At 71.3% G+C, this 13,163-nt stretch carries 13 protein-coding genes; 8 read left to right on the top strand and 5 right to left on the bottom strand.

Annotated features, from left to right (window positions below):
• Positions 1-237: 237 nt before the first annotated feature.
• Positions 238-432 (bottom strand): hypothetical protein, encoded by a 195-nt coding sequence (locus tag E1284_RS31125; protein ID WP_131943732.1) that lies wholly within the window; start codon positions 430-432, stop codon positions 238-240.
• Positions 433-517: 85 nt separating this feature from the next.
• Between E1284_RS31125 and E1284_RS31120 the strand changes: the two genes are divergently transcribed.
• Complete coding sequence (locus E1284_RS31120) at positions 518-805, top strand: hypothetical protein (protein WP_131943731.1); 288 nt, start codon at positions 518-520, stop codon at positions 803-805.
• On the opposite strand, the gene speD is transcribed toward E1284_RS31120, so the two are convergent.
• The 3 genes from speD to E1284_RS31105 are packed head-to-tail and all read right to left on the bottom strand — an operon-like array spanning position 744 to position 3,662.
• A complete protein-coding gene (gene speD / locus E1284_RS31115) occupies positions 744-1,148 on the bottom strand; it encodes an adenosylmethionine decarboxylase (protein ID WP_131943730.1) in 405 nt (134 codons plus the stop codon). The two genes, E1284_RS31120 and speD, sit on opposite strands and share 62 nt — an antisense overlap.
• Positions 1,141-2,412 (bottom strand): MFS transporter, encoded by a 1,272-nt coding sequence (locus E1284_RS31110; protein ID WP_131943729.1) that lies wholly within the window; start codon positions 2,410-2,412, stop codon positions 1,141-1,143. Before E1284_RS31110 ends, speD begins: the two co-directional genes overlap by 8 nt.
• A complete protein-coding gene (locus E1284_RS31105) occupies positions 2,409-3,662 on the bottom strand; it encodes an ATP-grasp domain-containing protein (RefSeq protein ID WP_131943728.1) in 1,254 nt (417 codons plus the stop codon). Before E1284_RS31105 ends, E1284_RS31110 begins: the two co-directional genes overlap by 4 nt.
• Positions 3,663-3,831: 169 nt before the next feature.
• Here E1284_RS31105 and E1284_RS31100 point away from each other — a divergent pair, with 169 nt between their 5' ends.
• Both E1284_RS31100 and E1284_RS31095 read left to right on the top strand, forming a co-directional pair.
• Positions 3,832-5,223, top strand: coding sequence for a TldD/PmbA family protein (locus tag E1284_RS31100; RefSeq protein WP_165965500.1), 1,392 nt, complete (start codon positions 3,832-3,834; stop codon positions 5,221-5,223).
• Positions 5,224-5,369: 146 nt separating this feature from the next.
• Complete coding sequence (locus tag E1284_RS31095; RefSeq protein WP_165965499.1) at positions 5,370-6,656, top strand: metallopeptidase TldD-related protein; 1,287 nt, start codon at positions 5,370-5,372, stop codon at positions 6,654-6,656.
• A gap of 29 nt (positions 6,657-6,685) precedes the next feature.
• Here the strand turns inward: E1284_RS31095 and E1284_RS31090 are convergent, their stop codons facing one another.
• On the bottom strand, positions 6,686-7,531 hold the full coding sequence (locus tag E1284_RS31090; protein ID WP_131943725.1) for an AlkZ-related protein: 846 nt from the start codon (positions 7,529-7,531) through the stop codon (positions 6,686-6,688).
• A 195-nt stretch (positions 7,532-7,726) separates the two neighbouring features.
• On the opposite strand from E1284_RS31090, the gene E1284_RS31085 reads away from it, so the two are divergent.
• From E1284_RS31085 to E1284_RS31065, 5 genes are all read left to right on the top strand, one after another.
• A complete protein-coding gene (locus E1284_RS31085; protein WP_131943724.1) occupies positions 7,727-8,971 on the top strand; it encodes an ATP-grasp domain-containing protein in 1,245 nt (414 codons plus the stop codon).
• Complete coding sequence (locus E1284_RS31080) at positions 8,972-10,450, top strand: coproporphyrinogen-III oxidase family protein (RefSeq protein WP_131943723.1); 1,479 nt, start codon at positions 8,972-8,974, stop codon at positions 10,448-10,450.
• Positions 10,432-11,652, top strand: coding sequence for an ATP-grasp domain-containing protein (locus E1284_RS31075; protein WP_165965498.1), 1,221 nt, complete (start codon positions 10,432-10,434; stop codon positions 11,650-11,652). The genes E1284_RS31080 and E1284_RS31075 overlap by 19 nt, the downstream gene beginning before the upstream one ends.
• A gap of 103 nt (positions 11,653-11,755) precedes the next feature.
• The gene (locus E1284_RS31070; RefSeq protein WP_131943721.1) at positions 11,756-12,112 is read left to right on the top strand and encodes a DUF488 domain-containing protein; all 357 of its coding nucleotides are present in this window, start codon (positions 11,756-11,758) and stop codon (positions 12,110-12,112) included.
• Between the two features lie 267 nt (positions 12,113-12,379).
• Complete coding sequence (locus E1284_RS31065; protein WP_131943720.1) at positions 12,380-13,036, top strand: DUF4360 domain-containing protein; 657 nt, start codon at positions 12,380-12,382, stop codon at positions 13,034-13,036.
• Positions 13,037-13,163: the final 127 nt, after the last annotated feature.

The following is a 13,163-nucleotide window of genomic DNA, read 5'->3' as shown; positions in this document are numbered from 1 at the left end:
GCCCCGCCCGCCCGTCGCCAAGCCCTCCCGGCTCGCCGCGAGCACCTCCGGCCGGACGGAGCGCAAGTCATTCAGCGACGTCTGACACCCCGGGAAATGCCGGTGCGTCCCCGAGCGGGCGCACCGGTATTTTCGCGGAAACACCCACTATTGCGACCATACGCCTGGTTTTCGCGGGGTGCTCCAGCACGGCTCCATGCGCCGTTTCAGCTCGCCGGGCCGTTTCAGCGGGGTAGGCTACTTCGTCCGGACGCCCGACGGGACGCCGTCATTCTCGTCCCGTTCTTCCAGCGTCGCCGCGATGCGGTGCAGTGCCTCCGCCAGCGACACGAGCGCCTGCACCTGGGCGGCCGCCATGAGATTTCCCGGCGAGGGGTCGGCGGCCTGCGCCTCCGCGGCCGCGTCGCACGCCTGCTGGCTCCACCAATGCACGCGGCGATGCTATTCGAACCGGCGAATACGGTGCCCGCCGCCGCGCCGCCGCATGACCGGCACCGGAATTGAAAGGGCCAGGAACGTGAACTCAGGACCGCGCGCGGCGTCCGCCGCCGGCCCCGCGGACCGGCGGCTGCCGCGCTGGGCCGGCAAGCCCGTGCGGCGCCTCACCGCCGCCGAACTCGCCGAGGCCCTCGCCTATCTGGAACGGCACCGCCCCGACGACGACGTCCTCGGCCGCGCCCTCGCCGGCGAGTTCGCCCGCCGCACCGCCGCCGCCCAGTTCGCCCGCGAGACCACCACACCCGTCAGCTCACCAGAGACTCCCGGCGGAGCGGATGGAGACGGACGCCGCCGCCCCGGTGCATGACCGTGGTGCGGTGCTCGCAGGGGCCGAGCGCGCGGAGCAGCGCGTCCACGATCCGGCGCGGGTCGCAGCGGGTGCCGCAGGTGAAGGCGTCGACGAACACCGAGCCCTGCTCGGGATAGGTGTGCACGGAGACGTGCGACTCCGAGAGCACGAACACCGCCGTCATCCCCATCGGCTCGAACTCCTCGTACTGGACGCCGCAGAGCGTCGCGCCCGACTCCTCCACCCCGCGGTGCACCGCGTCCAGGATGAGCTGGTTGTCGGTGATGCGGACCGCGGCGACATCGGTGACGTCGCTGAGGACGTGCGTCCCGGTGAACCCGAACTCGAAGGCCTCAGCCATTGGCCGCCACCTCCGCCGCGGGCTCCCCCGTGCCCTCCGGCGCGCCGGCGGTCCGGCGCATCAGCAGCGGGACGGACAGGAAGATGAACGTCCCCATGACGAGGAAGTAGGGCGTCGTCCCGGCGTCCAGCAGGAAGCCGCCGGCGAACGGGCCGAGGAAGAAGCCGAGCTGCCGCACCTCCGACAGGCCGAAGTAGGCGCCCTTGTGCTCGTCGGCCGCCATCTCGTGGACGGCCATGTCCGGCATCGGCAGCAGGATGCCCTCGCCGATCGTCCAGAACGTGATCCCGACGTACATCCAGACCAGGCCGCCGGACGGGCTCCCCCAGAAGCACGCGAACGCGAGCGTGAAGTTCGCCGCGCCCAGCACGATCATGGTGGTGCGGCCGAGCCGTCCCGACACGCGGTCGATCGGCAGCTGGAAGGCCAGCGCGAGGACGGCGTTGGTGATGAACAGGACCGCGAAGTACCCCTCGGTGCTGTCGCCGTACTGGCCCTTCATGTACAACGGGATCATCGACTCCAGCTGGGAGAAGACGAAGAACACCACGATGCCGCCGGCGACGACCGCGAGGAGCCGCCGGTCCCGCAGCGTCGCACCGATCGACTCCCGCGCGGACGGCGCGGCGCCCGCCCCGGCCTCGCGCGGCGGCTGCAGCGCGACGAGGTCGCGGTTCCGCACCAGCACCAGCACCAGGTAGGCGCCGTAGAAGAACGCGGGGACCGCGAAGAACGCCACCGGGCTGACGTGGTAGAGCGCGCCGCCGATCGCGGGCCCGACGATCGCGCCCGTGCACAGCGTCATGTACCGCACCCGGAACATGCGGCCTTCGTCGTCCGCCGCGTGCGACAGCAGCTTCTTCGCGCCCGGCTCCACCATCAGCCGCGCCCCGCCGAGCAGCAGGAACAGCACCACGATCGCCGCGGCGTCGCGGACCGAGGCCAGCAGCCCGTACACGGCGACGTAGCAGACCAGCCCGGCCCGCATCAGCGGGATCGCGCCGAGCCGGTCGACGATCATCCCGCCGAGCAGCCCGCCGAACGCGGCGGTGAGCGCGACCGCCCCGACGACCGCGCCGACCGCGGGCTTGCCGAGACTCGTGTGCTCGGACAGGTACAGCGGCGCGAACGGCATCGCCGCGAAGAACGCGAGCGAGTTCAGGAGCGCCCCGCCTTCGAGCAGCCGCTGCGCGGGGGTGAGCCGCCACAGCGGCACCCGCGCCCCGGTCCCCTTCGGGGCCTCCTCCTCCGCGGGCTCCGTCATACCGGCACCCCCTCGCCGGCGGCCTGCTCTTGGACGGCGTGCTCGTGGACGGCGTGCTCGGCCGGGCGGACGGTGAGGCGCAGTTCGTCCTGGACGGCCCGGAGCCGGCGCTCCAGCGTGTCACCGTCGTCGGCGCGGACGATCACCATGGCGACCCGGTCGAGGGACGAGCGCAGCGGCGGCACCGTGCCGCCGACCTCGACGTCCACCTCCATGTCGACCACGCCGGGCAGTTCCGCGACGCGGTCGGCGCCGTCGATCGCGGTGACGACGCCGGGCGGCGGGGTCGGGAACCACACGCAGGCGACGCCGTCGGCGAGCGCCGGCCGGGGCGCGGGCTCACCGCACGCGACCGCGATCGCGGCGTCGTACAGGTCGAACCCGTTCGCGGCCTGGACCATGTCCATGATGTTGTCGCCCGGGGTGCGGACGGCGACCTCCATGATGTGCGGCCCGTCCGGCTCGATGCGCAGTTCCAGGTGGACGATGCCGCTGCCGACGCCCAGCGCCCGCACGACCCCCGCGAGCAGGTCGTGCACGGCGGCCTGCTCGGCGGCGGGCCGGTCCGCGGGGAACCGGTGGGCGGTCTCCACGCAGAACGGCGGCCGCGTGGTCGTCTTCCCCGTGCGGCCGTGAAAGGCGATCTCGCCCCGGTCGATGATGGCCTCCACGCTGAACTCCGGCCCGGTCAGATACCGCTCCACCAGGAACGGCAGGCCTGCCGGATGTCGTTCATACCAGGATTTCAGCCTGATCTCGTCCGTGACGATCTCGACGCCCTCGCTGCCCATTCCGGAGAGTGGTTTGACGACTACCGGAAAGTGTTCGCCGGCCCACTCCAGGGCGTATTCCAGCTGGTAGCACAAACGATGCTCCGGCTGTGAAAGATTGTGCCGTCCGAAAAGGTCGCGCTGCAGATACTTGTTGCGCGAGGTGAGCGCGGCGCGCAGCCCGGGGCCCGGCAGGCCCAGCTCGGCGGCGAGTCTCGCCGCGGTCACCACGTGCTGCTCCGAGAAGGCGAGGACCGCGTCCACAGGCCCGTCCGCCAGGGCTTTCGCCGCGGCGGCCTGCCAGGCCTCCTCGCCCTCGCCGGTGAGCGGATAGCCCTGGTCGCGCGGGCCGAGGGCGTCCCTCGCCCACTCCAGGCCCCGTACCCGGTCCAGTACCGCGACGCGCATTCCCCGGTCGTGCGCCCGCCGCAGGTAGGGCCGTCCCATCCAGCCACAGCCGACCATCAAGAGTCGCGACATGCGACATCCCCCGTTCCCCGAATGATCATGATAATCACTCATCGACACCAGATTTACAACCCCTTGACGACATTATGACTTCGATGCAGAGTCTCGGAGCATGACATCGGGGATAACTGAAGGCGGGCACGGGGGACTAACCGGGACGGGCGGTGCGGGAGCCCAAATTGTGCATAGAGCACTCGTGCGCTCCACCCCCGCCGGAGTGCACACCGCCAATGTCTTTCTGGAAGAGAGAAGCCTGGTCACCGCGCGTTTCGCGGACAGCGCGACCATCGACATGGCGGCCGGGCACCGGGCGGGCGGTTGCGCCCGCTGGATGACGTCCGACCGGTCCTGGTACCGGGCCCTGGACAGCGCCGACCCGGAAACCGTCGCCGCCCACGTGACCGGCCGGCCGGCCGACCGGGTGGCCGCCCACGCGGCCGGTACCGCCGCGACCGCCGAAACCGGCCGCGACCTGGTAAATCGCGGCGCCGGTCATCAGGGCGCCGGTGCTCACGGCGCCGACGATCACGGTACCGGCCTCGTCCCGGCGGTGGAGGCGCTCGACACCCTGCTGGCCGGGATCGACAAGGCGGCCCGCGACCACGACCCGCGCATCCGGCAGGTGCTGATCGACGCGGAGTGGTACGAGCAGGACATCACCACGGTGCACCTGGAGGGCGCGGGCACCGAGCACCGGCATCTGCGCTACCTCACCATCCGGGTCATCGCGGCCGAATCCGGTCAAATCGCCACCGGCTTCTACACGCCGGCGACGTCCGACCCGGCGGAGGTCCTCGACCCGTCCGAGATCGGCGTGGAGGCCGCGCGGCGCGCCGTCACCTCGCTCGCCGGGCGCCCGGTGCCGGTCCGGCGGATGCCCGTGGTGGTCGGCCCCGGCCGCGGCACGGTGCTGATCCACGAGGCGTGCTGCCATCCGCTGGAGGGCGACGAGATCGCCCGCGGCTCGGTGTACGCGGGCCGGCTCGGCGAGCGCATCGCGGCCGAGGGCGTCACCATCGTGGACGACCCGCTGGTGCGCGGCGGACCGGGCTCGTACCGCTGGGACGACGAGGGCACCGAGGCGTCCCCCACCACGATGGTGGACGACGGGATCCTCTCCTCCTACCTGACCGACCGGGCGACCGCCGCCGAGCTGGGCGTCCGCAGCTCGGGCAACGGGCGGCGGGAGAGCTTCCGCGACATCCCGATCCCGCGGATGAGCAACACCTGCGTCCGGCCCGGGCCGCACGACCCCGCCGGCATCATCGCGGACACCGAGTTCGGGCTGTACGCCCAGCACGTCGGCGGCGGCGAGGTGATCGAGGCGACCGGCGACTTCGTGTTCCGCGTCCACAACGGGTTCCTGATCGAGCACGGAAAGATCACCGACCCGATCCGGGAGACGACCGTCCAGGGCAACGGCGTCGAGGTGCTCCGGAGCATCGACGCGGTCGGCGACGACGTGCGGCTCGGCGCCGCCAAGTGCGGAAAGTTCAACCAGCTGATCCCCGTCGGCGTGCAGGGACCGACACTGCGCATCGGCTCACTGCTGGTCGGGGGGACGGAGTCGTGAGAACGCACAAGCCGGCCAACGAGCCGGCGAGCGGGTCGACGAACGGAACGGCGAGCGGGCCGCTGGATGGGCTGATAGACGGGCCGATGTACGGCAGGACGAGCGGGCCGGCGGGTGGGCGGTCGGACGCGGGGGCGGAGCGGGAGATGGACGAGCTTGTGGCCGCCTACCTGGCTGAGTGCCGGCGGCGGGGCGTCCGGGCCGAGGTGCGGGCCGTGACGGAGCGGCGCGAGGAGTTCGTCGCGCGCAACGGCAAGACCGACTCGGAGGGCGTCACCGCCGACGCGGTCCTCCGGCTCACGGTCGGCGACGGCGCGCACCGGGCGATGCTCGCCACGGGGACGGGCGGCGATGTCGCCACCGTCGTCGCCGAGGGGCTCGCCCTGCTGGACCGGGCGGGCGGCCGGCGCGGCGCGGCGCCGTCCGGGAACTCCCCGGCATTCCGAGCTCTGCCGGGCCGGGTGACGGAGAGCCTCGCCGAGCGGCATGACGCCCTGCGCGAGCGCTCGGTGATCCCCGAGGCGCGGGAGTGCGAGGTGCGGGCGCTGCAGGTGCGGCGAACGCTGCACCATGCGACGCCCGAGCAGGCGTTCCGCGTCCCGACCGCGCATGCGTCGATCGTCCTGCGCGCCACCGTGACCGGGGCGGACGGCGGCACCGTCCACGTGGACCGGGCCGAGTCCGGCCCCGACATGGCGTTCCTGCTGCGGCGGCTCGACGAGTACATGCTGCCGGACGCGCAGTGCCAGCTCCGCGCGCCCGAGCGGGCGGCGGGGGAGCCGCTGCCGGACCGGGTCGTCCTCGCCGGCGGCGTCGCGGCGCAGCTGGTCTGCCTGCTGGCCGAGTCGCTGTCGGCGGAGGCCGTCGAGCAGGGCGGCAGCCGGCTCACCGGGCGGCTCGGCGAACGCGTCGGCACCGCCCGGGTCACGCTCGTCGACGACCCGGTGCGCCCGGACGGCCCGCGCCACCTGCCGTTCGACGACGAGGGCGCCGCGGCGGAGGCGCGCACGCTGATCGACGCGGGGATCCTGCGGGGGTTCCTCGGGTCCCGCGCCTACGCGCACGTCGCCGGCGCCGCGCCGGGGAACGCGCGGCAGCCGGAACCGACGGCGCCGCCGCGGCCGGGAGCGGCCAACCTGTGCATCGTGCCGGGGACGATGCCGGCGGCGGACGGCCCGGTGCTCCGCATCACCCAGACCCACGGCATGCACCTGGCGAACGGCATCATCGGCGAGTTCTCCACAGGTGCGACCGGGGTGGTGCACGACGGGGAGAAGACCTGGCGGATCTCGGGGCTGAGCGTGTCCGGGAACGTCCTGGACCTGCTGCACAACGTGGCGGGCGTGGGTGCGGTGCCGTCCTGGAGCGACGACGGCGAGTCGTCCTTCGGCTCGCCGGACCTGTGGGTCACCGGCCTGACACTCGGCCGATGACCCCGCTCACCTCCGCAGGCTCTGCAGGCTCAGCGGGGTGCCGGGCGCCTCGGGCGGTAGCGGCCTTCGGCGACCGGTTCCGCGCGGCCCGTGCCGGTGAGGCGTTCCAGGACGTCCTCCGCCTCCCGGCGCGGCCACCGGAAGGCCCGGGACAGCTGCCGCGCGTCGGCCTCGACCAGTGCGTCCAGCAGCATCAGTGCGGCATCCCCCCGCCGCTCCGCGACGGGACGCGGGTCGGGGTCCGGGAACGCGCGGGAGGTGACCTCGACGACGCAGCTGGGCCAGCCGGGGCCGTCCTGGACGGTGCCGTAGTTGGTCACCAGCAGCGCGCGGCCGAGTTCGTCCAGCACCTTCTGGGCGGCACGGGAGTTCAGGCCGTAGTCCTGCCGGATCATCCGCATCGAGGTCGGGCCGTCCGCCTCGATCCGGTCCAGCACCCTCCGCGCGGCGGCCGACAGATCGGGGACGGGGTCTCCCTCCCGGGGGCACGGGAGCAGGAGAGCGAGCAGACGGGGAGAGAGCAGTGACTGGCGTCCGAGCACGAAACGGCCCACCCAGGCGCGGCCGAGCGCGGGCAGTTCGTCCTTCCAGGTCCACATGCGGTCGAGGTCCGCGCCCCAGCCGGCGGCGAGCCGCGGGCTCGCGTCGTCCCGGGCGGCCTCCCGCAGCGCGGGGAACGTCGCACCGGCATCGCCGAACAGGAGCGCCAGGCCGACGTCGTCGATGAAGGCCGCGGCCTCGTCGATCGTGGCCAGCGGCGGACGGTCCGTGTGCCAGCGCCGGAGCCGCAGTTCGTGAAGGCGGCCCATGGCCCCCTCCGCATCGCGGTGCGCGCCCCCGTCCCCGCTTTCGTCCTGGTTCCCGACGCTCGTCATCCCCGCAACCTATCCATCGCGGACGACTCCGTCCCGGCGCGCGGGAAACCGCCCGTCCGTCCGGGGACGGTGCCGTACCGAATGCGCCGATCCGAATAGTGCCGAATCAAGCTGTGCCGAGCTGTGCCGATTCGAGCTGTGCCGAGATGTGCCGGTTCGAGCCGGTCAGTGCGGGTTCAAGGGGGATGCCGTTCCATGCGCGAAGACCGTGCGCCGGCGCGTGACGCCGTGCTGCTCGTCGATCCCGTGCTCACCGGGCTGCCGTTCAAGGCGGCCTGCCGGGCCCGCGGACACACCGTCGTCTCGCTGTACACGCTGAGCGCGGAGGCCCTCCGGGAGTTCGCGCCCGACCACGCGTCCGGCGACGACGTCACCCTCTACGCGGCCGACCCGGCGCGGGCGTGCGCGCTGGTCGCCGGGACGGGACGCCGGATCCGCGCCGTCGTGCCGGCGACCGAACCGGCCGTCCATGTGGCGGACGTGCTCGCGTCCCGGCTCGGGCTGCCGGGGAACGATCCGGCCACCGCGCTCGCGCGCCGGGACAAGAGCGTGATGCGCCGGCTGGCGGTACGGGCGGGGATCGCCGTCCCCGAGTTCGAGCGCGTGTCCCGGCCCGCCGACGCCCGCACGGCGGCTCGGCGGATCGGGTTCCCGCTCGTGCTGAAGCCCGCGACCGGCGCCGCGTCCCGCGGTGTGCGGCTCGTCCCCCATCCGCAGGACCTGGACGCGGCCGTCGCCGCCGCCGCGGACCTCGACCTGTTCGGCGCGCCCGTCCGCGACTGGCTGGTCGAGCGGTACGTGCGCGGCCGCGAGTTCGCGGTGAACGCGTTCTCGCTGGACGGACGGCACCGAATCATCGACGTCTGGGAGTACCTCCAGCCGTCCGGTGCCGACTACGACCAGCCGTACTGGGACCTCATCCAGGTTCCGCGGGACGATCCCGCCCACGGCACGGCGGCCGCGTTCGCGCTGCGGGTGCTCGACGCGTTCGGGATACGGGTCGGCCCCAGCCACACCGAAGTGAAAGGAGACGAGCGCGGCGTCAGCCTGATGGAGGTGGCGAGCCGGCTCCCGGGCGCCCGCATCGCCGACCACTGGATCGGGCACGCCGCATTCCACCCGTTCGACGCCGCGCTGGCGGCGCTCCTCGGCGAGGCGGACGCGGACCCGGAACCGGGATTCGACGCGGTCCTCGGGATCTGCTGCCTCCGCAACGACGGCGACGGGGGCACGCTCCGCGCCGTCCACGGCCTGGACGACCTCGCCGGGACGCCCGGCGTGGACGCCGTCCACCTCGCCTACGCCATCGGCGACCACGTGCCGCCGACCCGGGACCTCAACACGATCGTCGCGAAGGTCCTGGTTTCCGGAAACGATCACACGTCCGTCCGGAACACGCTCGAAGCGGTCCGGGCGAAGGCAGAACTGGAGATCGGTTAAATGGTCAGCCTCATTCCCGGTAAGACGCTCATCAAGTTCGACGAACAGTTCCCCGTCTACAACTGGCTGTATCCGATGAAGGGCCAGGACCTCGACACCACGTCCCACAAGGAGCTCTACGGGAGCCTGGACGTGTCCGGCATCCGCGGCCGGGCCCTGTACTTCCACATCCCGTTCTGCGAGACGATCTGCACGTTCTGCACGCTCAACCGGGGGCTGGGCGCCGAGGGCGACGAGGCGATCGAACGGTATGTGCAGGCGCTCATCAAAGAGATCCAGATCAAGAGCCGGTACGCGTCCGTGACGTCCCTGCCGATCACGGCGATCTTCTTCGGCGGCGGGACGCCGACCACGCTCACGGCCGGACAGATCCGCCGGATCGGGCAGGCGATCCACGACCACTTCGACCTGTCCGCGCTCGAGGAGTTCACCTTCGAGATGGAGGTCAAGAGCATCACCGAGGAGAAGTGCGAGGCGATGCGCGACATCGGCCTCAACAAGGCGCGCTTCGGCCTGCAGACGTTCGACCCGCAGTACCGCGAGCTCTTCAACATCACCGCGACGCTCGACCAGACGTACGCCGCCGCCGAGATGCTGCGCCGGCATTTCGACTACACGAGCTTCGACATCATCTACGGGCTGCACGGCCAGACGGTGGAGCGATTCACCCGGGACGTCCAGCAGGCCCTCGACATGGGCACCGACACGATCGAGTTCTACCCGATCACCAATCTCGTCACCCAGGCGTCCCTCCATCATGGTTACGTCCGGGCGGGGCTGGAGCCGCTGAGCTTCATGCAGAAGATGTCGCTGACCATGTACCTGAACGAGTACGTCCGGGCGGCCGGCTGGCAGCAGCACAACGGGCACGGATACCTCCGGCTGCCGGACGGCGAGGCCCCGACGACGGAGCCGTTCATCACGCGGCGGTACACCAACGTCTACAACAAGTTCTTCTGGGCGTACCACGATGTCGACCTCATGGGCTTCGGCAACTCCGCCGTTTCGCAGAGCGGCGAGTACACCGTCATGAACGACGAGAACCGTGCGACCTACACCAAGAGGCTGCTGGACGATGGCGACTTCAAAATCAATGTCACGGTGGCCGACGGCGTCCCCTACGAGAAGGGGATCGTCTTCCATCTCCCGTACTTCGGCCGGCTCGACAAGAGCCGCATCGAATGGGACCGCATTCCTTCCGAGATCACCGACCGGCTCGGGCGCCTCGCCGCCGAGGGGCTGATCGTGGAGGATGCCGGCGAATACCGCATCACCGAGCTCGGATGGATCTGGTACGTCAACATGATGTACTACCTGTCCCCCGAGTCGGACCAGCGGATTCTCGACGATTTCGTCGCGCTGAAGAGCCGGGTCAAGGGCATCACCGACGGGGAGCGCGGAATGGCGCTGCCGCTCGCGCCGGTCGGCTCCGACGCAGGTTCCATGGGCGGGGGCGCGCCGTGGGCATCGTCGTTCTGAACCGGCTGCCCGCGTCCGTCACGCCGCTCGCCGAATGGCTGGACGGGGCGGCCGGCGACGTCCAGCTGATCACGAGCACGGCCGCCGCGGAAGGGTACGCCGGATCATTTCCCACGGTCATCGGCGTGGACGACTACTCGGCCGGGCCGGACGTGCCGCGCGTCCTGGACGAGTTGTGCGCGGCCGGCGGCGTCGAGCGGATCGTCCACCTCACCGAGGAGGACGTCCTACGTGCCGCCGCCGCACGCGACAGATACGGCGTGCCGGGCCAGTCGTACGGCGACGCACTGCCATACCGGGACAAACTGCTCATGAAACGGCGCGTCTCCGCCTCCGGCATACGCGTCCCGGCCTTTCACGCCCCGAACACCCCGACCAGCTCGGACGACCGCCACGGCTCGGACGCGGTGCTTCGGTTCGCCGACGAGTACGGGTGGCCCGTCGTGGTGAAGCCCCGGCTCGGCTACGCGTCCACAGGTGTCCGCGTCGTGCGCACGCCCGCGGACCTCGTCGCCGACATCCGGGCCCGCGACGCGGACGACGTCCTCGTGGAGGAGTTCATCCCCGGGCCGGTCTGCCACGTTGACGGGTTCTGCGCCAACGGGAAGGTGCTGTTCGCCTGCCCGTCCCGGTACGTGAACGACTGCCTCGCGTTCCACGACAGTGTTCCGCTCGGGAGTGCGCAGCTAGACCCCGGCGATCCGCTCGCCGCCGAGCTGACGGACTTCACGCGCGCCGTCGTCGCGGCGCTTCCGCCCACCGACCGCAGCCCGTTCCACCTCGAAGTGATCGTCGACGAGCGGACGGGAGAGCTCGTCTTCTGCGAGATCGCCTGCCGGCTCGGCGGCGGACACATGATGGAGACGCTCACGCTCCGCACGGGCGTCAACCCGGCCCGCGCCTCCGTCCGTGACCAGGCCGGGTTGCCGAGCCCGGCGGTGATCACGCCGGGACGGACGCTCTACGGCTGGATCCTGATACCGCCCCGTCCCGGCACCCTGGCCGGTATCGCGGAGCTGTCGCCGCCGCCATTCGTCCGCCACTTCCATGTCAAGACGCCGTGCCCGCGGACGTTCACGGGAGCGTCCACGAGCGTCGACTCCGTCCTCGGGTTCGTCGTGGAGGGGGCGACGAGCGACGAGGTCGCGCGGCGCCTCGCGGAGTGCGCGGAGATCGCGGAGACCATCCTGAAATGGGAATGACGGCCGGTTCCGTGGCGGGTCACGACCGATTTTCCCGGCGCCTGTTCCGGGCCGGGGCGGCGTGACGGCGGCGAGGGGGGTATAGGTGGAGAGGGGAGGAAGCATGGAGGTCAAGCTGCGCAGGGTGTACGAGCCCGCATCGTCCGACGACGGCACGCGGGTGCTGGTCGACCGCGTGTGGCCGCGCGGGCTGTCCAAGGACAAGGCCCGGCTGGACGAGTGGGAGAAGGACGTCGCCCCCTCGACCGAGCTGCGCAAATGGTACGGCCACGACGTGGACAAGTTCGAGGAGTTCACCGACCGCTACGACGCCGAGTTGCGCGACCCCGACCGCGCGGCGGCCTTCGACCGGCTCCGGCGGCTCGCCGGCGACGGCACCCTCACCCTCCTCACCGCGACGAAGGACATCGACCACAGCCAGGCCGCCGTCCTGGCCACCCGCCTCCGCGACTCCACCTGACCGGCAGGTGTATCGAGCCCGGCCCGCACCATGCGGGCCGGGCCTTCTACGTGTTCTGTCCGTTCTGTAGGACGCATTTGAAATTGCCGCGCAACTTGATGGAACGCTCCCTTTTAAAGGAAAATTTCATGGACGTTCCAATGTGGCTGTTCGTGGTGCCGGCGCGCCCCCGACAGAAGCGAATTCCACTGTTGAAAAGCGGCGATTGACCCGTCGATCCGCGAAGTTTACGCTCCCTTTGCGCAGGCTCCAGCGAGGAGGAATCGCATGCGTAAAGGGATTGCCGTTTCCGCTGCCGCCGCAATTGCCGGGATCGCCGTGACCGCCGGGCTCGCCGCGCCGGCGTCCGCCGCCCCGCTCCGCCGCGGGCCGGACGGGGTCACGATCGAGATCGCCACCGTCAACGGGTCCGGATGCCCGGCCGGGACGGCCGCCGTCGCCGTGTCGGAGGACAAGGAGGCGTTCACCGTCACCTACAGCGAGTACATGGCGCAGGCGGGCGGTTCCTCGAGTCCGACCGACTTCCGGAAGAACTGCCAGCTCAACATGAAGGTGCACGTCCCGCAGGGGTTCACCTACGCGATCGCGTCCGCCGACTACCGCGGGTTCGCGTGGCTGGAGCCCGGAGCCACCGCCGTCGAGAAGGCGAGCTACTACTTCCAGGGCATGCCGCAGACGTCCGCGATCTCGCACACCCTGAAGGGCGAGTACGCCGACAACTGGCAGTTCACCGACACCAACGATGTGGCGCAACTCGTCTACAAGCCGTGCGGCGAGGAGCGCAATTTCAACATCAACACCGAACTGCGGGTGCTCAGGGGCACCTCCGACCCGGCGAACGTCAGCTTCATCTCCATGGACTCGACCGACGGCAGCATCAAGACCACCTACCACTTCGCCTGGCAGCAGTGCCCTCCGTGGTGAGGACTCGAACGAGCAAAGGAGTAACGACCGATGCGTAAAGGACTGACCGTTTCGGCGGCATGCCTGGCCGCCGCCGCGCTGCCGCTGTCCGCGGCCCCGGCCGCGTTCGCCGCCGCCCCCGCCGACC

This window comes from Actinomadura bangladeshensis (assembly GCF_004348335.1).
GTDB classification, from domain to species: domain Bacteria; phylum Actinomycetota; class Actinomycetes; order Streptosporangiales; family Streptosporangiaceae; genus Spirillospora; species Spirillospora bangladeshensis.
Note: the sequence above shows the minus strand (reverse complement) of the source record. Positions and strands in the feature narration are given on the sequence as shown.